The sequence below is a fragment of the Pseudomonas sp. NFACC25 genome (genome assembly GCF_900100935.1).
Classification (GTDB): Bacteria; Pseudomonadota; Gammaproteobacteria; order Pseudomonadales; family Pseudomonadaceae; genus Aquipseudomonas; species Aquipseudomonas marginalis.
In genome coordinates this window covers 562,119-585,584 of record NZ_FMUC01000003.1, presented here as the reverse complement: position 1 = coordinate 585,584, position 23,466 = coordinate 562,119, and the positions used below count along the sequence as shown (strand labels likewise).

The window sequence follows — 23,466 nt, the reverse complement described above, 5'->3', positions numbered from 1 at the left end:
GACTCTGACAAAACGTAGGAAGGTGGACGGATTCTGCACGTTCCTGCGCTATGGGTAAAACCGCATTCCCGCATAGGGATTGTCGCGGCAAGCCAACAGACGCGAAGCCAGGTCGCCGACATGGGCTTCGAGCTTATGGCCGTCGGGATCAAGGAAATAGAACGAGGCACCTTCGCTGCGATTGTCGCGCCACGCTTGCACCTTGGCGGCGCGCAGACGCGAGACCAGCGCAGCGAAATCACTCGCAGCGACAGTGAACCCATAGTGGGTGTAATCGGCCGACGGCTTCGAGTCGCGCAGCGGATCAAGGGACAGGCATAGCCATAGGCCCGGCAATGACAAATAGGCGCCGGTGTCCCAGGTGGCTTCGAGCTTGAGTTGCAACAACTCATGGTAAAAGGTGACGCTGCGACTCACGTCGGTGACGGCCAGGGTCAAGTGGTTGAAGCCTGAGAACATGTTTTTTCCTGTTATCTGCGGCCTTCGGACAACATACCCTGCACCTGCCCAATCAACCACTGCAACCCCGAATCCCCGCCCCGTCGCGCATGCCACGCCAGTTCAAAGGTAAACGACGGAATATGAAACGGCGGCGCCACGGCGACCAGATGCGGGTGATCAATATTCAGCAAGCCTCGCGACGATACGGTGAGAATCAAGTCCGTGCCCTCGATCAACTGCGGCGCCACGCCCCAGTGCGGCAGGCTGATCGCCACATGCCGTCGCTCGCGAATCGCGGTCAGTGCCCGCTCGATTTCCGGCGCGCCGCTGCCGCGCATTTCCAACAGTACGTGGGGGCGCGACAGGTAGGAGGGCAGGTCGAGCGCACCGCCCTGCGGCAGGCTGTTGCGGTCCAGCAGGCAGGTGTAATGCTCTTCGAATAACGCTGCGGTGCGCAGCTCGGCGGGCATGTCGGGGAAGACGCCGGCAGCCAGGTCGATATCACCATTGAGCACGCCCTCCACCATGCCTTCGCGGCTGGCCTGGATGATTTGCAGGTCGATACCGGACGCTTCACGTCGCAGGACGCGGACCAGACCCGGTAGGAAAATCGCCGCACTGTAGTCCGACATCGCCACACGAAACCGGCGCTTGGCCGATGCCGGGTCAAAGCGATTCGGCGCCAGCAACGCCTGGACCTGGGCCAGGGCTTCGGCCAATGGCGCCGCCAACTCCAGGGCGCGGGCCGTGGGCACTAACATGCCGCCCTGGCGTACCAGCAACGGGTCACCCAATAAATCGCGCAAGCGCGCCAGCGCGTGGCTCACTGCCGGCTGGCTGAGGTGCAAACGCTCGGCGGCGCGGGTGACGTGTTGCTCACTGAGCAAGGCGTCAAGGACCACCAACAGGTTAAGGTCGACGCGGCGCAGATCATTCATCAGTTGCATGCTCGGCATAAGAACTTGGAATTTAAATTTGCGTGACGAATAGCCTAGAGTCCAGCAAAACCTCTGGGAGATTCGCCATGACGACGTTGCATTGGGCCGGTTTGTTGCTATTGGCGGTGATCGCCGGGGCGATGGTGCCGTTTCAAAGTGCGATCAACGCCAGCCTCGGACGCAGCCTTGGGCACCCGCTGTGGGCCACCCTGGCGTCGCTGCTGGTAAGCATCCTCGTGCTGCTGCCGGTGATCGTGGCGCTGCGCCTGCCGCTGCCCGGCCTCGCATTTATCACCAAGGCGCCGCTGTGGATGTGGGCCGGGGGCGCGTTTGGCGTGTGCTTTATCGCGCTGGCGTTGACGCTGCTGCCCAAGCTGGGCGCGTCGGGGTTTATCGCCCTGGCCATGGCCGGGCAGATTCTCGCGTCGCTGCTGCTGGATCACTTCGGCCTGTTTGGCTTGGCGGAGCGCCCACTGACAACGCCCCGAATCCTTGGCGCGTTGTTGTTGATGGGCGGCGTGGCGTTGATTCAGTTCAGCGCCACACCGGCCCACGCGCTGACAACCGCCGGCTGATCAGGCCTTGTCGAGGGTGCGCAGCTTTTGCGGCAGGCCCCACAGCAGCAGCGCCGCCGCCAACAGCGCGCACACGCCGATCACATAGAGTGCCGGGGTGGTGCTGCCGGTAAGGTCCTTGATCCGCCCCACCATCACCGGGCTGACAATCCCACCGAACTGCCCGAGGGTATTGATCACCGCAATCCCGCCCGCCGCGCCTGCGCCGGCACCGGCCAGCAACTTGGGTGGCAGGGTCCAGAAGGTCGGGATCGACGCGATGATGCCGGCGCCCAACATGCCCAGGGCGATGATCAGGAAGGTGGTGTGGTCGGCAAAGATCCCCGCACTGAAGAAGCCCACCGCGCCCAGCACCACCAAGCCGCAGACAAACTTGCGGCGCTCGCCGGTCGCGTCCGACAGCCGCCCGATCACCACCATGCTGATCGCGCCGCACACATAGGGAATCGCGGTGAGCAGGCCGATCATCACCGGGCTTTGGGTGCCGGCGCTGCGGATCAGCTGCGGCGCCCAGAAGTTGAGGCCGTAAGACGCCACCTGGATCAGGAAGTAGATAAACCCGAGCATCAGGAAGCCGGGAATGCGGATCGCCGACAACAGTGAGCCGCCATGTGTGTTCGGCTCATGCCGGGCAATGCGGCTCGACAGCAGGGTCTTCTCCGCCGGCGTCAGCCAGTGCGCATCTTCGATACGGTCCTTGAGCAGGGTCAGCACCAGCAAGCCCAAGCCGATGCAGGGCAAGCCGCCGAGCAGGAACAGCCAGTGCCAGCCGCGCATCTGCAGCACGCCGTCGAGGTGTTCCAGCACCAGGCCGGAGAACGGCGCACCTACCAGGCCGGCAAAGGCGGACGCCAGGAACAGCATCGAGGTAATGCGCCCGCGGAAGTGCTGCGGGAACCACAACGTCAGGTAATACAGCACACCGGGCGCGAAGCCCGCCTCCATCGCACCGATGATGAAACGCAGGCCATAGAACTGCCATTCGGCGGTGACAAACACCATGGCCGCCGTGGCCAGGCCCCACGACATCATGATCCGCGCAATCCAGCGCCGCGCGCCGACCTTGTACAGCATCATGTTGCTCGGCACTTCAAAGATCACATACCCCACCACGAACAACCCGGCGCCCAGGCCGTAGGCGGTGTCGCTCAGGCTGAGGTCGGCCTGCAGCTGGAACTTGGCAAAGCTGATGTTGATGCGGTCAAAAAACGCGAACAGGTAGCACACCATGATCAGCGGCATCAGGCGCCAGGCGACCTTGCTGACCAGGGCTTTTTCGGCATCGATTTCAGCGGCCGGGCGCGCGCCGGCCTCCAACGTATTAGTGCTCATGGTTTCTCTCCAGCGGACTGCTCACAGGCGTCCGATTGTTTTTGTTGTCTGGTATGGCGTTACAAGGCGGCGATGTAGTCCGGCGGCGGATGCAGGTCGCAATTGCGCCCGGCCTTGGCCACCTGGCCAGGCAATTCATGGCCCAGCAAGACCGGCAAGCGGCGGGACAGGTTCAGCAGGTGCGGCAGGTCGACTCCGGTGTGAATGCCCACCTCTTCACACAGGTTGACCAGGTCTTCGGTGCAGATATTGCCCGACGCCCCCGGCGCAAACGGGCACCCACCCAGGCCACCCAACGCCGCGTCAAAACGCCGTGCCCCGGCTTCGTAGGCGGCCAGCACATTGCACAGGCCCAGGCCGCGGGTGTTATGGAAATGCAGGGTCAGGTCGCTGGCCGGCACGTGTTGCAACACGCGCTTGACCAGGCGTTCCACCTGGCGCGGGTTGGCCATGCCGGTGGTGTCGGCAAGGCTGATGCCCTGGATGCCGAGTTGCAGATAGGCCTCGACCAGTTGCAGCACGCGGTCTTCATCGATCCTGCCTTCGAACGGGCAGCCAAAGGTGGTGGCGATGCTGCCGTTGAGGCGTACCGGGTGCCCGGCGGCAAAGCTGACGATCTCGCCGAATGCCGCCAACGACGCCTCGCACCGCATGCGCATATTCGCCAGGTTGTGGGTCTGGCTGGCCGACATCACCAGGTTCAGTTCATCGGCGCGCGACTCGACGGCGCGCTGGGCGCCCTTGAGGTTAGGGATCAGCGCAACGTAGATCACCCCGGCTTTGCGCGCAATGCCCTGGAACACGTGTTCGCCATCGCGCAATGCAGGGATGGCCTTGGGCGACACGAAGGAACCGGCTTCGATCCGCGAAAAACCGGCCAGGGAAAGCTGGTCGATCAGGGCGATCTTGTCAGCGGTCTCGACCCAGGTCGGCTCGATTTGCAGGCCATCGCGCGGGGACACTTCCTGCACGATCAGCGAGTCGGAATAGTCAGTGATCATTGCACCACTCCCGAGGTTTTCAGGCGTTGGATGTCGGCAACCGTAAGGCCCAGGCTGCCGAGGATGTCATCGGTGTGCTGGCCCAGGCTCGGGCCCTGCCAGTTCACGGCGCCGGGGGTTTCCGAGAGCTTGGGTACGATGCCGGGCATCTTCACCGACACACCGCCCGGCAGTTCGGCATTGAGCAACATGTCGCGCGCCTGGTAGTGCGGGTCGCTGACGATATCGGCCACGGAGTAGATGCGCCCGGCCGGCACTTCGGCGGCTTCCAGGGCGCTGAGCACCTGCTCGATAGGCAGGCTGCTGGTCCAGTGGGTGATGGCGGCATCGAGCAAAGCGCTTTTCGCCGCACGGCCATCGTTGTGGGCGAATTCGGCGGCTTCGGCCAGGTCGGCACGGCCGATGGTGGTCATCAGGCGCTTGTAGATCGGGTCGCTGTTACCGGCGATCACCACATAGGCACCGTCGGCGGTCAGGTAGGTATTCGAAGGTGCGATACCGGGCAAGGCACCGCCGCTGCGCTCACGCACGTGGCCGAGCATGTCGTATTCGGGCACCAGGCTTTCCATCAGGTTGAACACGCTTTCCGCCAGGGACACATCGACAACCTGCCCGTCGCCCTGGCCCGTCTTGACCCGCAGCAACGCCATCAGCGCACCGATCACACCATGCAACGACGCCAGGGAATCGCCGAGGCTGACGCCGACCCGCGCCGGGGGCGAGTCGGGGTTGCCGGTGGTGTAGCGAATCCCGCCCATGGCTTCGCCGATGGCACCGAAACCAGGGCGGTCGCGGTACGGGCCGGTCTGGCCGTAGCCGGAGATACGCACCAGGGTCAGCTTGGGGTTGAGCGCATGCAGTACGTCCCAGCCCAGGCCGAGTTTTTCCAGGCCACCGGGGCGCAGGTTTTCGATCAGCACATCGGCGTCGCCGAGCAGCTGCTTGATCAGGTCCAGGCCTTCAGCGGACTTGAGGTCCAGGGCCAGGGATTTCTTGTTGCGCGATTGCAGGTACCACCACAGCGAGGTGCCTTCATGCAGCTTTCGCCATTTACGAAGTGGATCGCCCTGCCCCAGGGCTTCGATCTTGATCACCTCGGCACCGAACTCGGCCATCAGCCGGGCGGCGAACGGCGCGGCAATCAGCGTGCCGATCTCGATCACCTTGATACCGCTCAAGGGAGCCGTCATGGGGTGTACCTCTTATTCTTGGAATGTGCAGCCAAGGCTAGAGGACAGGGACAGGAAAAATCCAACCGTCAGTTGGCAAGGAGCGTTCGCTGAATGCGAACGCTCAGGTAATCGAACAACAGCCGGCTCACGGGTGACAACTGCGCCTCATCGCGCACCACCAGGATCAAACTGCGGTCCGACCAGGCATCGGTCAGCGGCACGGCATGCAGGCCCAGGGCACGGCCAAACAACTCATAGGCCTTCAGCGGCAGGATGCCGATGCCCATGTTCGCCTGGACCATCCGGCACATCGCATCAAAGCCCGGCACATGAATACGCAGGCGCAGTGTCTTGCCGGCCTCGCGCGCGGCGGCGTGGGTGCGCATGTTGATCGAGCTGGCGGCGTGCAGGCCCACGTAGTCACTGTCCAGGGTCTCGGCGAAGGCCAGGCTTTCGCGCGGCGCCAAGGGGTGATCCGCCGGCATCAACACCACCAGTTTGTCGTGGCGATAGGTCACGCTGGGCAGGCCCTTGGTGTCGGTATCACTGGAGCAGATCCCCAGGTCCGCCACCCCATCCAGCACACCTTGCACCACGCCGTTGCTGGGGCGTTCTTCGAGGTCGGTTTTCACTTCGGGATGCAGCCTGGAAAAATCCCGCAAGTCTTCCGGAAGAAACTGAATAATCGCCGAGAGATTGGCCAGCATCCGCACGTAACCGCGCACGCCATGGCTATGCTCGCCAAGCTCCAGGCCCATTTTTTCCACGTTGAACAGCATCTGCCGGGCATGGTGCAGCAGGGTTTCGCCGGCGGCGGTGAGGTCCATGCCCTTGGCCCGTCGCACGAACAGGCTCACCCCCAGCACCTGCTCCAGCTCCATCAAACGCTTGCTGGCTGCCGACACGGCGATGGCTTCGCGGGCGGCGGCACGGGTCAGGGTGCCCTCTTCGAACACCGCGACGAACAGCTGCAGGGTGATCAAGTCAAGGCGACGCACCAGGCTCTTGTGCAACATCAGGCGCGCTCGGACGCCAGGCGATTGATCTCGGCCTGTTCCACCACCGGTTGCGGCGCGCCATGGCGCACCGCCGCGAGCATCGCCCGGCCAACGGTCTCGGTGCTCACCACCCAGCCCGGCTTGACCCGACGCACCAACGACAGTACGGGCCCGAGTACGGAATAGAAGGCTTGATAGAACGGCGTCTTCGAGCGCACACCGTGCAGCGGCTGAATGATCCCCGGCCGGAACAGGAACACCGCCTTGAACGGCAGGCGCAGCAGGGCATTCTCGGTCTTGCCCTTGACCCGCGCCCACATCGACTTGCCCACCTCGGAGCTGTCGGTACCGGCGCCGGACACGTAGATAAACGTCATTTGCGGATTAAGCCGCGCCAGGGTGCTGGCGGCGACGAGGGTCAGGTCATAAGTGAGGTGGGTGTACTTGGTTTCATTCAGGCCGGCAGACGACACGCCGAGGCAGAAGAAACACGCGTCAAACCCTTGCAGCAGGTTTTCCAGGGGTTGGAAATCCAGCATGTCGCTGTGCAATACCTGATGCAACTTGCCGTGTTCCCGGGTCAGGGGCGTGCGGCCGACGGCGACGACTTCCTGTACGTCAGCGGCCAGCAGGCACTCGCGCAGGACGCCCTGGCCGACCATGCCGGTGGCACCGAATAACAGAACTCTCATCAAGTACTCCCTTCATCCATATGGTTTCGACTACCCAAGAGACAGGTCCTTGAAGGCCATCGTCACATCCGGCCGGTATGCGGACACCTTACTCAATCCTGCGGGATACGACCTCAACAAAACGCGAACGCCCCCACTGCATTCATTTACCCAATCACAATCAAATGCTCCCTGGATCCGCTACGTTGAGTCATGCACATAAGAATCGGTCGGATGTCCATTGGGACTTACAAAATGTAGGACCTTACTCACAACAAAATATCCATTCGGAGTAGCTTGCATGGGAAATATCTGACTTACCTTATCAAAATTTTCCCTTTACTGTTTTTGCCTTCCCTAAGGACAGGTAAAAACAATGGAAAATATTCATTCAAAAAATCAGTTCACAAATTACAAAAAACTGATCGACCTTGCCGACAGAGACTGGCACTCAGCACAGTCAGGCCGAATTTGCGAACTTAATGTAAAAGTCAAAAGCAACAACCAACTTATTGATCAGTACGGACGAAAACTTCATCACTTTTGCACAACATCATATCTTGGCCTCGACTATAACCCAAAGATACTAAAAGGGGCTATCCAAGAAATAAAAGAAAGCCAAAACACTTCGCATTGCAAACTCAAAAAATCGATGCAAACTTGAAATACTTGAACGATATGAAACAGACCTATCAGGCCTTTTCAACTCAATCTGCCTCAGCACTTTGTCCTGTAGTGCGGCCAGCTCCGGACTCTTGCCCATGCTCGCCAGCGGCGTATTTACCAATGACTCCCCACCCACAATGATATTCGACAAATATTCCCACTATTCAATGAATCATATTAAAGCCTCGTGCGCAGATGAAACAGAAGTAAAAACCGCGCCTCACAATGACATGTGCTGGATTGAAGACTTGTGCAAAAAACGTAAAAATGTAGCTTACATAGCAGACGGCATATACAGCATGGGTGGAGTCGCAGATATCGATAGCCTGCTCTACTTGAAGGCGCGTTACGGACTGTTCCTTTATTTGGATGACTCCCACGCCTTGTCCGCATTTGGAGATAAAGGGGCCGGTTTTATCCGGCCGCGCTTGCAAGAGATAGACAATAAAACCTTAATCGTGGCCTCTCTAGGCAAATCATTTGGTGCCAGTGGAGGAATGATCATGTTCGGTAGCGAAAGACAGAAAAGTCTAATGTATCGATACGGCGGGCCCAGTAACTGGTCCCAAAGTCTCAATTCTGCCGCTATAGGAGCCGGGCTGGCGTCAATAAAAATACATCAAACAACCGAGCTATCCGTGCTTCAAGAACAGCTTCAAACCAATATCCGGTTATTCGACAGCCTTATCCACACTGAACAACAGGGTGCCGACACCGCAATACGATTGGTAACCTGCGGCGAGGCTGAAAAAGCGAACAAACTCGCTATGCGACTGGCTGACAGCGGATTTTTCACCTCTGCCGTATTTTTTCCTGTCGTGCCCAAGGAAAAAGCAGCATTACGTATAACTCTTCGGGCAGACATGAGCCCTAAAACAGTAGAGTTGTTTTGCTCCACACTGACAGCCTTAATACAGGAACATAAAGACGCAAAATAAATTGCGCACCTACTATAAACAACCGCCACATACTCACTCTTATTTCTCAATGAGCATAAACATCAATCATTGTTCGGATCCATACGGAGGAATCGACTTACGATGACGTACGCAGAACTTAAGGCGCAGGACGCCTCCCCTTGAAAAACACCACCCGTCTCGCCCTCGCTTGCTGCGCCGCCTTCCTCGCCCAAGTCGGCATTAGCAGCTATTTGCCCGCTGTGCCGGTCATCGCCCAGTCCCTGCTCGCCGCCGAGGACTACGTCGCACTGGCCCTGGCCGTGTACCTGGTGGGCATGGCGCTGCCGATGTTGCTCTGGGGCAGCCTGGGGGAGCGTTTTGGCAGAAAGCCGGTCCTGCTGGCGGCGCTGGCGGTATATGCCTCGGCAAGCGCGGCGATTCCATCGGCATTTAACGTCGAGTCTTTTTTGTCATTACGCCTGATTCAGGGTTTGGGCGCGGGTGGAGTCGCGGTCATGGCCAGGGTGTTGGTGCGGGACAGTTTCAGCGGGGCGCTTTTGGCCAGAGGGTTGTCGTGGCTGGGGATGACGTTTGTAATCGCGCTAGGTATCGGCCAGTTCATGGGGGCGCTGTTGCAGGCGGCCTTCGGCTGGAAGGCCATTTTCTATGGGTTGGCAATAAGTGCCCTCACGTTGATTGCTGTGCTGCAAAGGGTGGTGTTTCCGTCAGTGATGAAGGCTGATTCGCCAGACTCAGCCTGGCGGATCTACACCACGATTGTGCGGCATCCCCCCTTTCTACACGCAGCATTGGCCGGTGGGCTGGGCTATGGGGTGATCATTGCCTTCAACACCTGTGCTCCGCTGATACTGCAAGGGCGCTTCGAGTGGAGCGCGGCGCAGTACGGCTGGCTGGGGTGGCCGATCAGCGGGGCCTATCTGGCGGGGGCGTTGATGGTCAACCGCTTCGTCGCGCGGATGGGGCGGTTGACGATGATGAGCTGGGGCGTGGCGCTGGCGTTAATGGGAACGGCGCTGATGCTGTTGGGTAGTGTATTTGCCAGCGGGATCGCGCTGTTGTTGTGGTTGCCGTATTGCCTGGCAGTATTTGGGCAATCGATGAGTTACCCCATCAGTTTGTCACTGGCTAATGATCAGTCGCCGGTCAGCGGTTCCTATGCCATGGCCTTGAGTGGCTTCATGCATCAGTTGATGGCCGCGTTGATCGGCGGCGTAGCAAGCCTGCTGGTGAGCCAGCAGGCTTGGCCATTGGCGCTCTTGTGCGTGGCATTGGCTGGCGGCGCGTTCATGTGCACCGCCAGTTGCCGGACAGATCAGAACGCGCTACGAAAGATCTCCTCAATCTGACGCTGATCGGCGCGCCGTGGGTTGGTCAGCCCGCACGCGTCCTTCAATGCATTGGTAGCCAGCAGCGGAATGTCCTGCAACTTGGCCCCCAGTTCGCGCAGGCCGGCGGGGATTTCAACGTCCTGGGACAGGCTGCGAATGGCGGCGATGGCGGCTTGGGCGCCCTCTTCGTCAGTGGTGCCCTTGGCGTCGACACCCAGCGCGCGGCCGACATCGCTCAAGCGCTTGGCACTGACGCTGGCGTTGAAGCTTTGTACATGGGGCAGCAGCACCGCGTTGCACACGCCGTGAGGCAGGTCATAGAGACCGCCGAGTTGGTGGGCCATGGCATGCACGAAACCGAGGGAGGCATTGTTGAACGCCATGCCTGCGAGGAACTGGGCATAGGCCATGTTTTCCCGCGCGGCCTTGTCGCTGCCGTCGCGTACGGCCAGGCGCAGGTTGGCGCTGATCAGTTCGATGGCCTTGATCGCACAGGCGTCGGTGATCGGGGTGGCCGCCGTGGACACGTAGGCTTCGATGGCGTGGGTCAGGGCGTCCATGCCGGTGGCGGCGGTGAGGCCCTTGGGCATGCCGACCATCAGGCTCGGGTCATTGACCGACAGCAGTGGCGTGACGTTGCGGTCGACGATGGCCATTTTCACGTGGCGGGTTTCGTCGGTGATGATGCAGAAACGCGTCATCTCGCTGGCGGTGCCTGCGGTGGTGTTGATCGCCACCAGGGGCATCTGCGGCTTGCTGGATTGGTCGACCCCTTCGTAGTCGCTGATATGCCCGCCGTTGGTGGCGCACAGGGCGATGCCCTTGGCACAGTCATGGGGCGAACCGCCGCCCAGGGACACCACGAAATCGCAGGCGCTCTGCTGCAGCAACGCCAGGCCTTTCTCGACGTTTTCCACATTGGGGTTGGGCTTGGCGCCGTCGTAGATCACCGAATCGATGTCCTGCATCGCCAACTTCTCGGCGATCATGCCGGCCACGCCCGCCTTGGCCAGGCCCGCGTCGGTGACGATCAGCGCTTTGCGAAAACCGTAGTTGCGAATGGCATTCATGGCTTCGTCGAGGCAGTCGGTGCCCATGATGTTGACGGCGGGAATGAAGAAGGTGCTGCTCATGGCGAATCCTCGGATGACGTGTATGCCTACAGCATCAACCTCACCTGCCTGCGGCATCTTGACCAGGATCAACGCCGGCTCGTGATAAAGTCGCCATCCAGCCGATTTCGAGTAGACCCACAGCAATGAAGGATTTCCAGGATATTGACGCCCACCTTGAAGATTGGAGCGCCCTGCGCAGCCGCACCGCCTTCAGTGGGATTCTGATCGGCAATGGCGCGAGCCGCACGATTTGGGAAGACTTTGCCTACGACTCGCTGTTCGAAAACGCACGCACCGTCGAAGAAAAACCCCTGGGCCCATCCGAGCTCAGCGTGTTCGACGCCCTGCAGACCCGCAGCTTCGAGCAGACCCTGGGGGCCTTGAAAACCACCAGCCGAGTCAACAAGGCCCTGGCGGTCAGCTCGGCGGCACCGCGTAATCGCTACTACGCGATCAAGGAAGCGCTGATCAATACCATCCACGCCGTGCACATTCCGTGGCGCCTGGTGCAGCCGTCGACGCTGGCGACGATCAACCGCGAACTGGCGACCTACACCAGCGTGTTCACCACCAATTACGACCTGCTCAACTATTGGGCGATCCTGCACACGCCGGGCATCGACGACCTGTTCCGCAGCGCCGATGCCAGCTTCGACCTGCGCAACACCCACACCGATAGCACGCGCATCCTCTACCTGCACGGCGGCCTGCACCTGGTGCGCAACCTTGACGGCACCGCACGCAAATTGCCGAGCACCGACAGCACCTTGCTCAGCAGCTTTGCGATCAACAACACGATCAAGACCCTGGACGATGTGCCGCTGTTTATCAACGAAGGCACGGTGCAAGAGAAGCTCAAGACCATCCGCAGCTCGGATTACCTGTCGTTCTGCTATGAACAGTTGCTGAGCCATGAGGGCGCGCTGTGCATCTTTGGCCATGACCTGGGAACGCAGGATCAACACGTGGTGGATGCAATTCGCCAGGCCCGCCCCGCGACCCTGGCGATCTCGGTATCGGGCCGCAGCGACGGGTTTATTCGCCAGCAGAAGCGGCGGTATTCGCAGTTGTTTGATGGCAGTGGCGCGCAGTTGAAGTTTTTTGCCGCGCGCACGCATCCGTTGGGTGACCCCGCACTGTCGGTACCTGTCGAACGTTGAGCCACCGGTGGGAGGGGCTTGCTCCCGCCCATACCGACCGCATTTCAAACCGTCAGCGCGGTCATTCTTGCGAGCTGTGTACAACCACCAATAGCTGCGCCTGCACAGGCCCTACCGAACGCAGCCGATGCGGCTTCTGCGCATTGAAATGCAGCGCATCGCCGCGCTCCAGAATCACCCGTTCGTTCATGAAATCCACTTCTACCGCCCCTTCATGCACGAACAGGAACTCCTCTCCAAGGTGCTCCTTGAAGGTCTTGTCGGAGAATTGCGCCGGCGGGTAGATGATGAACGGCAACAAGCTGCGCTCACTGACCTGATGGGCCAGCACTGCGTAACCCGGCGCGGTGTCGGGCCGCTCATGGCTGCGCACCAGGCTGTAGCTGTCGAGGCTGACGCGGTCTTCGCTGAACAGTTCTTCGACCTTCACGTTCAACGCCTTGGCCAGTTTCAGCGCAGCGGCAATCGACGGCGTGTTGAGCCCACGCTCGACCTTGGACAGGTAACTCTTGGTCATCCCGGACTTTTCAGCCAGGGCCTCCAAGGTTACGCCAAGTTTTTTCCTCAATAATTTCAAACGGATAGACATGTGCTGCGGTTAATCCATGCAGAAGCGATAAGCTGCGCTTGCCAATGACACTTTGTGTCATATAGCATCATTAGTGTCATTTGCCTCACCCAACGACCTTGCGAGCAGCGGGAGACCAGCAAATCCGACGTCCATTGAACCACCCAAAGGACACCGATATGGCCAAGACATTAGCACTCCCCAAAGACCAACTGGTCAAGCAAGCGCTGGTCCAGATGCAAAACACCCTGGCGGATAATACGTGGACCGTCCGGCAAAAGCTGGCGCTCACTTGCCGAATCCTGTTCGAACACGGCCACGACTCCGGCCTCGCCGGGCAGATCACCGCGCGCGGGCCTGAACAGGGCACCTACTACACCCAGCAACTGGGCCTGGGTTTTGATGAAATCACGGCCAGCAACCTGTTGCTGGTCAACGAGGATCTTGAGGTGCTGGAAGGTCACGGCATCCCCAACCCGGCCAACCGCTTTCACAGCTGGGTGTACCGCGGGCGAGCGGATGTGAATTGCATTATTCATACGCACCCGACCCATATCGCTGCGCTGTCGATGTTGGAAGTGCCGTTGCAGGTGTCCCACATGGACCTCTGCCCGTTGTACGAAGACTGCGCGTTCCTGGAGGCCTGGCCGGGCGTGCCGGTGGGCAATGAAGAGGGGGAAATCATCACCGAGGCCCTGGGCGACAAGCGCGCGATCCTGCTGTCGCACCACGGCCAGTTGTCGACCGGAGGGAGTGTCGAGGAAGCGTGCGTGATCGCGCAGTTGATCGAACGCGCGGCCAAGTTGCAGTTGCTCGCCATGGCAGCCGGTGCGATCAAGCCGATCCTGCCGCAACTGGGGCGCGAAGCCCATGCCTGGATTTCCCGACCCAAGCGCCACGGCGCCGCGTTCAATTACTACGTGCGGCAGAACCTGCGCCAGCACGCCGATTGCCTGAACTGACCCGACCTTTTTCTACCGGAGACTTTCCATGTCCAGCCCAACTATTCACGGCATCATCGGCTACACCATCACCCCGTTCAGCGCTGACGGCCAGCGCATCGACCTCGACGCCCTCGGTCGTTCCATCGACCGTTTGATCGACAGCGGCGTGCACGCCATCGCGCCTCTGGGCAGCACCGGTGAAGGTGCGTATTTGAGCGATGCCGAGTGGGACGAAGTCAGCGCCTACAGCCTGGCAAAAATCGCCCGGCGCGTGCCCACGGTGGTCAGCGTCTCCGACCTGACCACCGCCAAGGCCGTGCGCCGCGCCCGCTACGCCGAAGCCAATGGCGCGGATGTGGTGATGGTGCTGCCGGCCTCGTATTGGAAGCTCAGCGAGGCGGAAATCCTCGCCCACTACGCTGCGATCGGCGACAGCATCGGCGTGCCGATCATGCTCTACAACAACCCGGCCACCAGCGGTACGGACATGTCGGTGGATCTGATCCTGCGTATCGTCAAGCAGGTGGCAAACGTGACGATGGTCAAGGAGAGCACCGGGGACGTTCAACGCATGCATCAACTGCGGCGCCACAGCGACGTGCCGTTCTACAACGGCTGCAACCCGCTGGCCCTGGAAGCCTTCGCGGCCGGAGCCAAGGGTTGGTGCACGGCGGCGCCAAACCTCATCCCGCACCTGAACCTGGCGTTGTATGCGGCGGTGCTGGCCAATGACCTGGACAAGGCGCGCGAGCTGTTTTATCGGCAGTTGCCGTTGCTGGAGTTCATCCTCAAGGGCGGGTTGCCGGCGACGATCAAGGCCGGGCTGCGCCTGACCGGGTTGGAGGCGGGCGAACCTCGTTTGCCGGTGTTTCCATTGGGTGAAGCAGGGATCGAACAACTGAAGACCTTGCTGCGGTAAAACTGCGACCTTATGTGGGAGGGGTTTGCCTCCTCCCCATATTTTAATCCGGGCCCGTCTAAAATAGAGACAAATGACAATGGTTCTCGATATCATTCGCGACTTTTCCACGTCGTGCTTCGTCAAGAAGGATATCCATGTCTCGTCCCAAGCCCGACCCGGTGTCGGCCGATGCCTTTCGCGGGTTCTATGCAGATATTCTGTATTTCCTGCGCAGACGCACGGACAACGCCAGCGACGCGGCGGACATGACCCAGGACGTCTTTACCCAGTGGCTGGACTACCGCGACCGGGCCAAGGTCGAACAGCCACGGGCATTTTTGTTCCAGATGGCACGCAACCTGCTGCGTGATCACTGGCGCAAACAGAAGGTACGGCAGACCGTCCACCCAGATCAGGCCGACAGGGACGCGGAACCGATCACCGACGAGCAAAACGACCCCATGGCCGCCGCCCAGCGCCTGCAACGCCTGGAACAGTTGAAAGAAGTCCTCGCCGAACTCTCGCCCCGCCGGCGAGAAGCCCTTATGCTGCACCGCTTCGAAGGCCTGAGCCAGGCGCAGATCGCCGAGCGCATGGGTATTTCGACGAGCATGGTGGAAAAGCACATCGCTTTTGCCCTGCTGCATTGCAAGCGACGCCTTCAAAACGACCCCGGCACGGAGCAGCCAGAATGAACCGCCTGAGCGACACCGACGGCCTGGATATCGAAGCCAGTGACGCCATCGATGCCCAAGCCGCCAGTTGGTTTGCGCGCAACCGGAACGACACAGGCCGTGCCGATCGCAAGGCCTTTGCCGCCTGGCAGGCCACGCCGGCCCATGCCCGCGCCTATGCCGAATTCGAGCAGTTGTGGGCCGACCTGGCCCAGTTGCAGCAACTGAACAAACCCGTGGCGCTGCCCAAGCGCAAAGCATCGGTATTGCGCCCGGCCCTGGCCGTAGCCGCCGCCGTGCTATGTGCCGTATTGGCCCCTCACATCGGTGCGCCCCGCGAGTTGTATCACAGCCAGGTGGCGGCCCATGCCAAGGGCATGCGCACCCTGAACCTGCCCGATGGCAGCACCCTGTCGGTGAATGCCAACACCCGCCTGCGCGTGGACTTCAGCGCCCACCAGCGCATCGTGCACCTGGACAAGGGCCAGGTGTATATCGAAGTGGCGGCCGACAAAGAGCGGCCGCTGTTCGTTCAAGCCGGCGAGGCCAGTGTGCGGGTGGTCGGCACCGGCTTCGATGTGCGCCGCAGCCAGCAGCAACTGGTGGTCAGCGTCGCCCACGGCCAGGTCGCTTTCGAGCCGTCCGCCACAAGCCCCGTCTCTCTGCTCGGGGCCCAGCAACGCGCCATCTACAGCTACGCCAAGGGCACCTTGCAACAGCAAACCCTCACGGCCGAAGAAGTCGCCGATTGGCGCAGCGGGCACTTGTCGTTCCGCAACCGTGAACTGGCCAGCCTGATCGATGAACTGAGCCTGTATCGCCCGCAGGCACCGTTGCAGGTCAGCAACGCGGTAGCGCACCTGAAAGTCTCGGGCAATCTGGACGTGAATGATCCGGACGCCCTGCTTAACGCCCTGCCCGCCCTGTTGCCGGTGAAAACCGTGGTCTCGGCCGATGGCATCGTGCGGATTGAACCGAGCAAATAACCTGCGAAGTTCTTATTTGAGAATATTTTGCATTCGCAGGTGTGGATTTTTTTGCCTGCCCCGTCTTCCTCCGGTCTGTATCTGATCAGCACACCTTTTTGGCCATTTGGCCGCTCCGGGGGATTCCATGTTTCGCGCGCCTTGCCACGCTTCGCACCTGTATCTTCGACCGACCCTTATCGCCACCTGCCTGGCGTTCAGCCTCGGCGCCCAAGCCGAGTCATTCACCCTGCAACTGCCCGCCCAGGCGCTGGCCACGTCCCTGAGCCAAGTAGCGCAGCAGGCGAAGATCCAGCTGTTGTTCGATGAGGAGCTGCTCAAGAACGTGCAGGCACCGGCGCTCAACGGTGACTTCACACCGGAAGTTGCGATTCGCAGCCTGCTGAAAAACGGTGAGTTCACCCTGATCAAGGTCGGCAGCACATACGTGGTAAAGCCCGAAGAGGCCAAGACCACCCAGAGCGGCGCGATCCAGCTGGACACCCTGAGCGTGATCGGCACCGGCAATCAGGTCGACTCGAGCACCGTCGGCCGCTCCACCCTGAGCCAGGCGGATATCGATCGCTACCAGGCCAATAACATCCCCAGCCTGTTGCAGACCCTGCCCGGCGTGAGCCAGGGTGGCTCACTGAAACCCGGCGGTCAGACCATCAACATCCGTGGCTTCGGCGATGCCGAAGACGTGCCGCTGACCGTCGATGGCGCGACCAAAAGCGGTTTCGAGCGCTACCAGCAAGGCACCGTGTTTATCGAGCCTGAGTTGATCAAGAGCATCGAAGTGGAGAAAGGCCCCAACTCGCCGTTCAGCGGGAACGGCGGCTTTGGCGGTACGGTGAACATGACCACCAAGGATGCCCCGGATTTGCTCAAGGACGGTCGCAACAGCGGTGCGATGCTCAAGTACGGTTATTCCAGCAACGACCACGAACAGGTCTACAGCAGCGCCGTGTATGGCCGCACCGACGATGGCCGTTTCGACGCGCTGGCCTACCTGACAAAACGCGACGGTGACGACATGAAGGTGGCCGCCAAGCTGCCCAATGAGAACAACCGTTACCCGATCAACCCCCAACGCCTGCCCAATACGGCCCAGGATGTGGACGGCAAGCTGTTCAAGGTCAATGCGCACTTCACCGATGAACACAGCGTCGGCCTGTCCTACTCACGGTCCCACAGCAACCGCTGGACACCGTTTTCCGCCGCCAGCTACCCCACGCCACCGACTCAGGCCAACATTGACCGCTACGGCTACGAGGGGGCACTCAAGCGTTTTTTAGCCCACCGCGATACCGTCGACACCACGTGGTCGGGCAAGTATGAGTACCAGCCCCTGGACAACCCGCTGGTGGACCTGACCGTCAAATATTCCCAGTCCAACACCGACCAGACCGACGAGCGCGATGCCACGGCGTTTTTCCAGCTGGCCACCGGCGGGCGCAAGATGGACACGGCCTACACCGACAAGAACCTCGACATCCGTAACGTCAGCCTGTTTGACACGGGTCCCTTGCAACACGCAGTGACCCTCGGCGGCCAAATTCGCAAGCACACCCGCAAAACCGAGATGTGGATGCCCGGCGCCACCTACAACACCCCACTCTACAACTACGGGCATTTCCAACCGGGCTTCATGCCGCATGGCAAGGTCGATACCAACAGCTTCTTCATCCAGGACGCGGTGACCCTGGGGGACGTGACCGTTACCCCATCGCTGCGCTACGACCACGTGCGCAACCGCGGCGAGGCCAACGATGCGCCGTACTACAGCAACCCCGACCCGGCCGTCGGCCACGACTACAGCGACCGGACCTACACCGGCTGGTCGCCGCGCCTGGCGCTGTTCTGGACGGTAACCCCCCATGTCGGGCTGTTTGCCAATTGGAGCCAGACCTGGCGCGCGCCGGTGATCGACGAGCAGTACGAAGTGCAGGGCCTGGGCAGCCGCACCGCCACCAGCGTCGACCTCGACCCGGAGCGCATCACCTCGATCACCGTGGGTAACATCACCAGCTTCGATAACCTGATCGCCCAGGATGACAACCTGCAAATACGCACGACCCTGTTCCACAACAAAGTCGAGGACGAGATCTTCAAGGCTACCGGTGTGGGCTGCCAGAACCAGGCCATCAACGGCGGCAGCATTTCCACGGCCTGCCCGCCGGGGGCGATGTCCAACTATCGCAATATCGGCGGCCTGACCATCAAGGGCTTCGAGGTCGAGTCGTTCTATAACTCCACCTACCTGTTCGGCTCGGTATCGTACGCCTATGCCACCGGCCAACACGAAGGGGCCTACACCAACCCGTGGGGGCCGGATGTGTCGGCACGCGATATTCCGCCGACCAAATGGGTACTGGTGTTAGGGACCAACATCCCGGCCTGGGATGCCCAGGTCGGTTGGACGGGGCAATTCGTCGGCGCCACCGACCGCCTGCCCAGCGACAAATATTCGGGCGGCCCGGGCTCCAGCGTCGGCGACGTGTTCTACGACCAGTATGGCAACAAGCGCTACAACACCCAGGGCCTGTTCGCCAAATGGAAGCCGCAGCAAGCGTACCTCAAGGGCACTGAGGTCAACTTCACCCTGGACAATATGTTCAACAACAACTTCCGTCCGGCCCTGAGCGGCGACCGTGCCTACACCAAGGGGCGCGACGCCAAGATCAGCATCACGCGCTTCTTCTGAAAACTGTACGGATAAATCCGCACCCAGCTGTAGGCCCGCAATCGGCGGGGGTTGTGGCTAGATGGGCTTCCCTTGAAGCCCTCTGGATTTCGGATCCCGCCCATGAGCTCGCGCGAAAACACCGGCATGGCCCTCGGCCTGCTGGGTGTCATCATCTTCAGCCTGACCCTGCCCTTCACCCGTATCGTGGTGCAGGAGATCCACCCGTTGCTCAACGGCCTGGGCCGTGCCTTGTTCGCGGCGGTCCCGGCGGCGGCGCTGTTGCTGTGGCGCCGCGAGCGCTGGCCGACCTGGCGCCAGGTGCGGGGTTTGTGCCTGGTCATTGCCGGGGTGATTCTGGGCTTCCCGGTGCTGTCGGCGTGGGCCATGCAAACCTTGCCGGCCTCCCATGGCGCACTGGTCAATGGCCTGCAACCGCTGTGCGTGGCGCTGTATGCGGCGTGGCTGTCCCATGAGCGGCCGTCGAAAGCCTTCTGGGCCTGCGCGGCGCTGGGCAGCGGGTTGGTGTTGAGTTATGCATTGATCACCGGCGCCGGCAGTATCCAGGCCGGCGATTTATTGATGCTCGGCGCGATAGCCGTGGGTGGCCTGGGCTATGCCGAAGGTGGCCGGTTGGCCAAGGAGATGGGCGGCTGGCAGGTGATCTGCTGGGCGCTGGTACTGTCCACGCCCGTGTTGATCGGCCCGGTGTGGTACCTGACGGCGCAGCACCAAGGCGCGGTCTCGATGCGCGCCTGGTGGGCGTTCGGCTATGTGTCGCTGTTCTCGCAGTTCCTGGGCTTCTTCGCCTGGTACGCCGGCCTGGCCATGGGCGGCATTGCGCGGGTCAGCCAGATTCAGCTGTTGCAGATCTTCTTCACCATCGCGTTTTCGGCGCTGTTCTTTGGTGAACATATCGAGCCGATTACCTGGGTGTTTGCCTGTGGGGTCATCGTCACGGTGATGCTCGGGCGTAAGACCGCGGTGCAGGCTGCGCCGATCGCTAAGTCGGCGTGAGCCCCTATTTAAGGTAGCCATCCGCGCGCAGCAGGGTTTCCAGGCAGTGTTCGGAGATGTGATAGAACGCCTTCAACTCCTGGATTCTCTCCAGCAACTGCGCGTTGTCCACCGGCTCCGCACGCTTGACCGCCAGGATCATCTTGTTCTTGTTGGTGTGCTCCAGGGAGATGAACTCGAACACCTTGGTCTCGTAGCCGCACGCTTCGAGGAACAACGCACGCAAGCTGTCGGTGACCATTTCCGCCTGCTGGCCCAGGTGCAGGCCGTATTGCAGCATCGGCTTGAGCAGCGCCGGGCTCTGGATCTGCAGGCGAATCTGCTTATGGCAGCACGGCGAGCACATGATGATCGATGCGCCGGAACGAATGCCGGTGTGGATCGCGTAATCGGTGGCGACGTCACAGGCATGCAGGGCGATCATCACGTCCAGTTGGCTGGGCGCCACGCTGCGCACATCACCACATTTGAACACCAGCCCCGGGTGTTCCAGGCGAGCGGCGGCGGTGTTGCACAGGGTCACCATGTCTTCGCGCAACTCGACGCCGGTGACTTCGCCTTCGGCCTTGAGGGTGTTGCGCAGGTAGTCGTGGATCGCAAACGTGAGGTAGCCCTTGCCCGAACCGAAATCGGCGACGCGCACCGGTTGGTCCAGCTTCAGCGGTGAGGAGGTCAGCGCATGGCTGAACACTTCGATGAATTTGTTGATCTGCTTCCACTTGCGCGACATCGACGGGATCAGCGCCTGCCTGGCGTCGGTCACGCCCAGGTCGGCGAGGAACGGCCGGCTCAGGTCGAGGAAGCGATGTTTCTCACGGTTATGCTCGGCCGATGGCGCCTCGCGCAGTTGCTGAGGCTTGCTCCTGAACAGCGAGCTTTTGTTCTTCTTGCTGTATTCCAACTGGGCTTCGTCGGTCAGCGACAGCAGGTGCGCGTTCTTGAACGAGCCCGGCAGCAACGCGGCAATCGCCGCCACGCCGTCGGCCAGCGCCAAGTTCTTGGTGATGTCGCGGGTCTTGTAGCGGTAGACGAAGGACAGGCACGGCTGCTCCTTGACGGTCACCGCCTTGATGATCAGCCGCTGCAACTCGGCTTCGTCGCCGACGTATTTGGCCAGCACCAGCTTGATAAAGGCGTTCTGCGCAAGGCTTGTGCTCAACAGTTCGATGAACTGGGCGTGATGATCCGGCGCGGGGCTGGCAGGTTGAGCGGTAACGGACATGAACAAAAACGCCTCGGGCAGGGAATGCCGGGCATTTTAGGGGGGATGGGGGTTCAGGGCACGGGGTTATTTGATCAACGGTACTGCCCCCTCCCACATTTGATCTCCGGTGCTGGATGTTCTATTCGAGTACGACCAGGCGATTTGGCAGTTCATTCCGGGCGTGTGTCACCGGTACATGCACCTTCAACAACTCGCCACACGCCTCGATACAGGCAATAAACCCAGCCAGCGTCTGCCCCTGTTTCACCTGCTGGGTAAACGCCTTGACGATGGCATCCCAACTGCTGTTATCCAGGCGCTTGGAGATACCTTCGTCCACCAGGATTTCCACATAACGCTCCGCTTCGCTGACAAAAATCAGCACCCCGGTGCTGCCCAGGGTGTGGTGCAGGTTCTGCTCCAGGAACTGCCGGCGCGCGAGGTTGGAGGCGCGCCAATGGCGTACCGAGCGCGGGATCAGGCGGGTGGTCACCTTGGGCAGGCGAAACAGCAGGCACAACACGATGAACGTCGCCCACTGCGCCAACAGCAAGGTGTACATGGTCAGGTAGCCCGACATGTAATGCACCACGCCCGGTACCACCAAGGCGATCAGGCTGGCCCACAGCAGGGGGATGTAGGCGTAATCGTCGGCGCGGGCCGCCAGCACGGTGACCAGTTCGGCGTCGGTGGTTTTTTCGACCCGGGCAATCGCTTCGGCGACTTGGCGCTGCTCGTGTTCAGTCAGTAATGCCATGGTTGTAGTTGCTCTCTAGTTATTGTCATTACCAGCCGCCCGACGCGCCGCCGCCGCCGAAGCCACCACCGCCGCCTCGGAAACCGCCGCCACCTCCCCCGCCACCGCCGCCGCGTCCACTGCTGCCGAGGATCGCCAAAAAGATCGCGCCCACCGGCAGGCCCATGCGATTGCACAGCCACAACACGCCGATCAGCAGGATGAACAGGCCGATGGAAAAGCCGGGATTATCCTTGGCAAAGTTGGCATCCGCCACATGCGCCGGCACCGCCAGCGGTTCGCCGCCGACCACCTGCACCATCGCCGCCACGCCGTCGCTGATGCCCTGGCTGAAATTGCCGGCCTTGAACTTGGGCGCAATCACCTGGTTGATGATCACCCAGGCCTGCGCATCGGTGAGCACGCCTTCAAGGCCATAGCCAACTTCGATCCGCAACGTGCGCTCGTCACGGGCGACAATCAGCAACGCGCCGTTGTCCTTGCCCTTCTGGCCGATGCCCCACTGGCGACCCAACTGGTAACCGTAGTCCTCGATGGGCACGCCCTGCAGGTCGGGCACCGTGACCACCACGATCTGGTCGCCACGGGTCTGCTCCAGCGCCTGCAACTGCTGGGTGATGTGCTCGCGCGTGGCCGGGTCGATCATCTGGGCGGTGTCCACCACCCGCCCGCTCAACGCCGGGAACGTCAGCGCCGCCTGGGCCACCCCCACGCAGGCCAGCATCCATAGCGCCAGGCCTATCCGTAATAAACGCATCGACACCTCAGTGCAGCCTTATTTGAACTTCACTTGCGGCGCTTTATCGGCATCGGCACTGGTGGCTTCAAAGGTGGCGCGGATCGGCAGGTCGCTGTACATCACGCTGTGCCACAGGCGGCCAGGGAAGGTGCGGATCTCGGTGTTGTACGCCTGCACGGCCTGGATGAAATCGCGACGGGCCACGGCGATGCGGTTTTCGGTGCCCTCGAGCTGGGATTGCAGGGCCAGGAAGTTCTGGTTGGCCTTCAGGTCCGGGTAGCGCTCGGAGACCACCATCAAGCGGCTGAGGGCACCGCTCAAACCGTCCTGGGCCTGTTGGAACTGCTTGAGTTTTTCCGGGTTGTCCAGGGTGCTGGCATCCACCTGGATCGAGGTGGCCTTGGCCCGCGCCTCGATCACGGCGGTCAGGGTGTCCTGTTCATGGGCGGCGTAACCCTTGACCACTTCCACCAGGTTGGGGATCAGGTCGGCGCGGCGCTGGTACTGGTTCTGCACCTGGCCCCAGGCCGCCTTGGCCTGTTCGTCCAGGGTCGGGATGTTATTGATGCCGCAGCCGCTCAATACTGTGCTGATCAATAGCAAAGCCGCGGCCTTGAGGCCCCAGCGGGAATGTTGTGCTGCTTGCATGGTGTTTCTCCTGCCCAAACTGGATGGAATATGACGACTAACCCTA

At 61.2% G+C, this 23,466-nt stretch carries 22 protein-coding genes and 1 pseudogene; 10 read left to right on the top strand and 13 right to left on the bottom strand.

From position 1 onward, the window contains the following. Positions 1–48 precede the first annotated feature (48 nt). Together fos and BLQ09_RS10390 are read right to left on the bottom strand one after the other, a co-directional pair. A complete protein-coding gene (fos, locus tag BLQ09_RS10395; RefSeq protein ID WP_092356530.1) occupies positions 49–459 on the bottom strand; it encodes a fosfomycin resistance glutathione transferase in 411 nt (136 codons plus the stop codon). Between the two features lie 11 nt (positions 460–470). Then, positions 471–1,397, bottom strand: coding sequence for a LysR family transcriptional regulator (locus BLQ09_RS10390; protein ID WP_092356527.1), 927 nt, complete (start codon positions 1,395–1,397; stop codon positions 471–473). A 68-nt stretch (positions 1,398–1,465) separates the two neighbouring features. On the opposite strand from BLQ09_RS10390, the gene BLQ09_RS10385 reads away from it, so the two are divergent. Next, positions 1,466–1,954 carry a DMT family transporter gene (locus BLQ09_RS10385; protein WP_027604360.1) on the top strand — a complete coding sequence of 163 codons (489 nt, stop codon included), beginning with the start codon at positions 1,466–1,468 and terminating at the stop codon, positions 1,952–1,954. Here BLQ09_RS10385 and BLQ09_RS10380 read toward each other — a convergent pair whose 3' ends face one another. The 5 genes from BLQ09_RS10380 to BLQ09_RS10360 form a co-directional block, all read right to left on the bottom strand. After that, the gene (locus tag BLQ09_RS10380; protein WP_027604361.1) at positions 1,955–3,286 is read right to left on the bottom strand and encodes an MFS transporter; all 1,332 of its coding nucleotides are present in this window, start codon (positions 3,284–3,286) and stop codon (positions 1,955–1,957) included. A gap of 59 nt (positions 3,287–3,345) precedes the next feature. Next, the gene (locus BLQ09_RS10375; protein WP_092356524.1) at positions 3,346–4,287 is read right to left on the bottom strand and encodes a hydroxymethylglutaryl-CoA lyase; all 942 of its coding nucleotides are present in this window, start codon (positions 4,285–4,287) and stop codon (positions 3,346–3,348) included. After that, positions 4,284–5,477 carry a CaiB/BaiF CoA transferase family protein gene (locus tag BLQ09_RS10370; protein ID WP_027604363.1) on the bottom strand — a complete coding sequence of 398 codons (1,194 nt, stop codon included), beginning with the start codon at positions 5,475–5,477 and terminating at the stop codon, positions 4,284–4,286. The genes BLQ09_RS10375 and BLQ09_RS10370 overlap by 4 nt, the downstream gene beginning before the upstream one ends. A gap of 68 nt (positions 5,478–5,545) precedes the next feature. After that, positions 5,546–6,475, bottom strand: coding sequence for a LysR family transcriptional regulator (locus BLQ09_RS10365; RefSeq protein WP_027604364.1), 930 nt, complete (start codon positions 6,473–6,475; stop codon positions 5,546–5,548). Next, positions 6,475–7,149: an NAD(P)H-binding protein gene (locus tag BLQ09_RS10360; protein ID WP_092356521.1), complete on the bottom strand. Its 675-nt coding sequence runs from the start codon at positions 7,147–7,149 to the stop codon at positions 6,475–6,477. Before BLQ09_RS10360 ends, BLQ09_RS10365 begins: the two co-directional genes overlap by 1 nt. 355 nt (positions 7,150–7,504) lie before the next feature. On the opposite strand from BLQ09_RS10360, the pseudogene BLQ09_RS10355 reads away from it, so the two are divergent. Together BLQ09_RS10355 and BLQ09_RS10350 are read left to right on the top strand one after the other, a co-directional pair. Then, positions 7,505–8,732, top strand: a pseudogene (locus tag BLQ09_RS10355) (aminotransferase class I/II-fold pyridoxal phosphate-dependent enzyme). A 140-nt stretch (positions 8,733–8,872) separates the two neighbouring features. After that, on the top strand, positions 8,873–10,060 hold the full coding sequence (locus tag BLQ09_RS10350; protein WP_027604366.1) for an MFS transporter: 1,188 nt from the start codon (positions 8,873–8,875) through the stop codon (positions 10,058–10,060). On the opposite strand, the gene yiaY is transcribed toward BLQ09_RS10350, so the two are convergent. Continuing rightward, positions 10,027–11,175 (bottom strand): L-threonine dehydrogenase, encoded by a 1,149-nt coding sequence (gene yiaY / locus BLQ09_RS10345; protein ID WP_092356518.1) that lies wholly within the window; start codon positions 11,173–11,175, stop codon positions 10,027–10,029. The two genes, BLQ09_RS10350 and yiaY, sit on opposite strands and share 34 nt — an antisense overlap. A gap of 125 nt (positions 11,176–11,300) precedes the next feature. Between yiaY and BLQ09_RS10340 the strand changes: the two genes are divergently transcribed. Next, on the top strand, positions 11,301–12,317 hold the full coding sequence (locus BLQ09_RS10340; RefSeq protein ID WP_027604368.1) for a DUF4917 family protein: 1,017 nt from the start codon (positions 11,301–11,303) through the stop codon (positions 12,315–12,317). Positions 12,318–12,378: 61 nt separating this feature from the next. On the opposite strand, the gene BLQ09_RS10335 is transcribed toward BLQ09_RS10340, so the two are convergent. Beyond that, positions 12,379–12,906, bottom strand: coding sequence for a helix-turn-helix domain-containing protein (locus tag BLQ09_RS10335; protein ID WP_027604369.1), 528 nt, complete (start codon positions 12,904–12,906; stop codon positions 12,379–12,381). A gap of 158 nt (positions 12,907–13,064) precedes the next feature. Between BLQ09_RS10335 and BLQ09_RS10330 the strand changes: the two genes are divergently transcribed. The 6 genes from BLQ09_RS10330 (at position 13,065) to BLQ09_RS10305 (ending at position 20,072) form a co-directional block, all read left to right on the top strand. After that, entirely contained in the window at positions 13,065–13,847 is a 783-nt protein-coding gene (locus tag BLQ09_RS10330; RefSeq protein ID WP_027604370.1) for an aldolase, read from the top strand. 28 nt (positions 13,848–13,875) lie between these two features. Continuing rightward, positions 13,876–14,748, top strand: coding sequence for a dihydrodipicolinate synthase family protein (locus BLQ09_RS10325; protein ID WP_027604371.1), 873 nt, complete (start codon positions 13,876–13,878; stop codon positions 14,746–14,748). 137 nt (positions 14,749–14,885) lie between these two features. After that, a complete protein-coding gene (locus tag BLQ09_RS10320; RefSeq protein ID WP_027604372.1) occupies positions 14,886–15,425 on the top strand; it encodes an RNA polymerase sigma factor in 540 nt (179 codons plus the stop codon). Then, on the top strand, positions 15,422–16,390 hold the full coding sequence (locus BLQ09_RS10315; RefSeq protein WP_027604373.1) for a FecR family protein: 969 nt from the start codon (positions 15,422–15,424) through the stop codon (positions 16,388–16,390). Before BLQ09_RS10320 ends, BLQ09_RS10315 begins: the two co-directional genes overlap by 4 nt. 127 nt (positions 16,391–16,517) lie before the next feature. Then, positions 16,518–19,076: a TonB-dependent receptor gene (locus tag BLQ09_RS10310; RefSeq protein ID WP_092356515.1), complete on the top strand. Its 2,559-nt coding sequence runs from the start codon at positions 16,518–16,520 to the stop codon at positions 19,074–19,076. Between the two features lie 102 nt (positions 19,077–19,178). Next, positions 19,179–20,072: a DMT family transporter gene (locus BLQ09_RS10305; RefSeq protein ID WP_027604375.1), complete on the top strand. Its 894-nt coding sequence runs from the start codon at positions 19,179–19,181 to the stop codon at positions 20,070–20,072. Positions 20,073–20,076: 4 nt separating this feature from the next. On the opposite strand, the gene BLQ09_RS10300 is transcribed toward BLQ09_RS10305, so the two are convergent. The 4 genes from BLQ09_RS10300 to BLQ09_RS10285 form a co-directional block, all read right to left on the bottom strand. After that, positions 20,077–21,294: a class I SAM-dependent methyltransferase gene (locus tag BLQ09_RS10300; RefSeq protein WP_027604376.1), complete on the bottom strand. Its 1,218-nt coding sequence runs from the start codon at positions 21,292–21,294 to the stop codon at positions 20,077–20,079. Between the two features lie 121 nt (positions 21,295–21,415). Then, positions 21,416–22,033: a TPM domain-containing protein gene (locus BLQ09_RS10295; protein WP_092356512.1), complete on the bottom strand. Its 618-nt coding sequence runs from the start codon at positions 22,031–22,033 to the stop codon at positions 21,416–21,418. A gap of 28 nt (positions 22,034–22,061) precedes the next feature. Continuing rightward, a complete protein-coding gene (locus BLQ09_RS10290) occupies positions 22,062–22,790 on the bottom strand; it encodes a TPM domain-containing protein (RefSeq protein ID WP_027604378.1) in 729 nt (242 codons plus the stop codon). 18 nt (positions 22,791–22,808) lie between these two features. Beyond that, positions 22,809–23,420: a LemA family protein gene (locus tag BLQ09_RS10285; RefSeq protein ID WP_065928260.1), complete on the bottom strand. Its 612-nt coding sequence runs from the start codon at positions 23,418–23,420 to the stop codon at positions 22,809–22,811. Positions 23,421–23,466 lie beyond the last annotated feature (46 nt).

Coding starts and splice junctions, on each gene's coding strand:
- fos (WP_092356530.1), bottom strand. CDS start 459: ATGTTCTCAGGCTTCAACCACTTGACCCTGGCCGTCACCGACGTGAGT.
- BLQ09_RS10390 (WP_092356527.1), bottom strand. CDS start 1,397: ATGCCGAGCATGCAACTGATGAATGATCTGCGCCGCGTCGACCTTAAC.
- BLQ09_RS10385 (WP_027604360.1), top strand. CDS start 1,466: ATGACGACGTTGCATTGGGCCGGTTTGTTGCTATTGGCGGTGATCGCC.
- BLQ09_RS10380 (WP_027604361.1), bottom strand. CDS start 3,286: ATGAGCACTAATACGTTGGAGGCCGGCGCGCGCCCGGCCGCTGAAATC.
- BLQ09_RS10375 (WP_092356524.1), bottom strand. CDS start 4,287: ATGATCACTGACTATTCCGACTCGCTGATCGTGCAGGAAGTGTCCCCG.
- BLQ09_RS10370 (WP_027604363.1), bottom strand. CDS start 5,477: ATGACGGCTCCCTTGAGCGGTATCAAGGTGATCGAGATCGGCACGCTG.
- BLQ09_RS10365 (WP_027604364.1), bottom strand. CDS start 6,475: ATGTTGCACAAGAGCCTGGTGCGTCGCCTTGACTTGATCACCCTGCAG.
- BLQ09_RS10360 (WP_092356521.1), bottom strand. CDS start 7,149: ATGAGAGTTCTGTTATTCGGTGCCACCGGCATGGTCGGCCAGGGCGTC.
- yiaY (WP_092356518.1), bottom strand. CDS start 11,175: ATGAGCAGCACCTTCTTCATTCCCGCCGTCAACATCATGGGCACCGAC.
- BLQ09_RS10340 (WP_027604368.1), top strand. CDS start 11,301: ATGAAGGATTTCCAGGATATTGACGCCCACCTTGAAGATTGGAGCGCC.
- BLQ09_RS10335 (WP_027604369.1), bottom strand. CDS start 12,906: ATGTCTATCCGTTTGAAATTATTGAGGAAAAAACTTGGCGTAACCTTG.
- BLQ09_RS10330 (WP_027604370.1), top strand. CDS start 13,065: ATGGCCAAGACATTAGCACTCCCCAAAGACCAACTGGTCAAGCAAGCG.
- BLQ09_RS10325 (WP_027604371.1), top strand. CDS start 13,876: ATGTCCAGCCCAACTATTCACGGCATCATCGGCTACACCATCACCCCG.
- BLQ09_RS10320 (WP_027604372.1), top strand. CDS start 14,886: ATGTCTCGTCCCAAGCCCGACCCGGTGTCGGCCGATGCCTTTCGCGGG.
- BLQ09_RS10315 (WP_027604373.1), top strand. CDS start 15,422: ATGAACCGCCTGAGCGACACCGACGGCCTGGATATCGAAGCCAGTGAC.
- BLQ09_RS10310 (WP_092356515.1), top strand. CDS start 16,518: ATGTTTCGCGCGCCTTGCCACGCTTCGCACCTGTATCTTCGACCGACC.
- BLQ09_RS10305 (WP_027604375.1), top strand. CDS start 19,179: ATGAGCTCGCGCGAAAACACCGGCATGGCCCTCGGCCTGCTGGGTGTC.
- BLQ09_RS10300 (WP_027604376.1), bottom strand. CDS start 21,294: ATGTCCGTTACCGCTCAACCTGCCAGCCCCGCGCCGGATCATCACGCC.
- BLQ09_RS10295 (WP_092356512.1), bottom strand. CDS start 22,033: ATGGCATTACTGACTGAACACGAGCAGCGCCAAGTCGCCGAAGCGATT.
- BLQ09_RS10290 (WP_027604378.1), bottom strand. CDS start 22,790: ATGCGTTTATTACGGATAGGCCTGGCGCTATGGATGCTGGCCTGCGTG.
- BLQ09_RS10285 (WP_065928260.1), bottom strand. CDS start 23,420: ATGCAAGCAGCACAACATTCCCGCTGGGGCCTCAAGGCCGCGGCTTTG.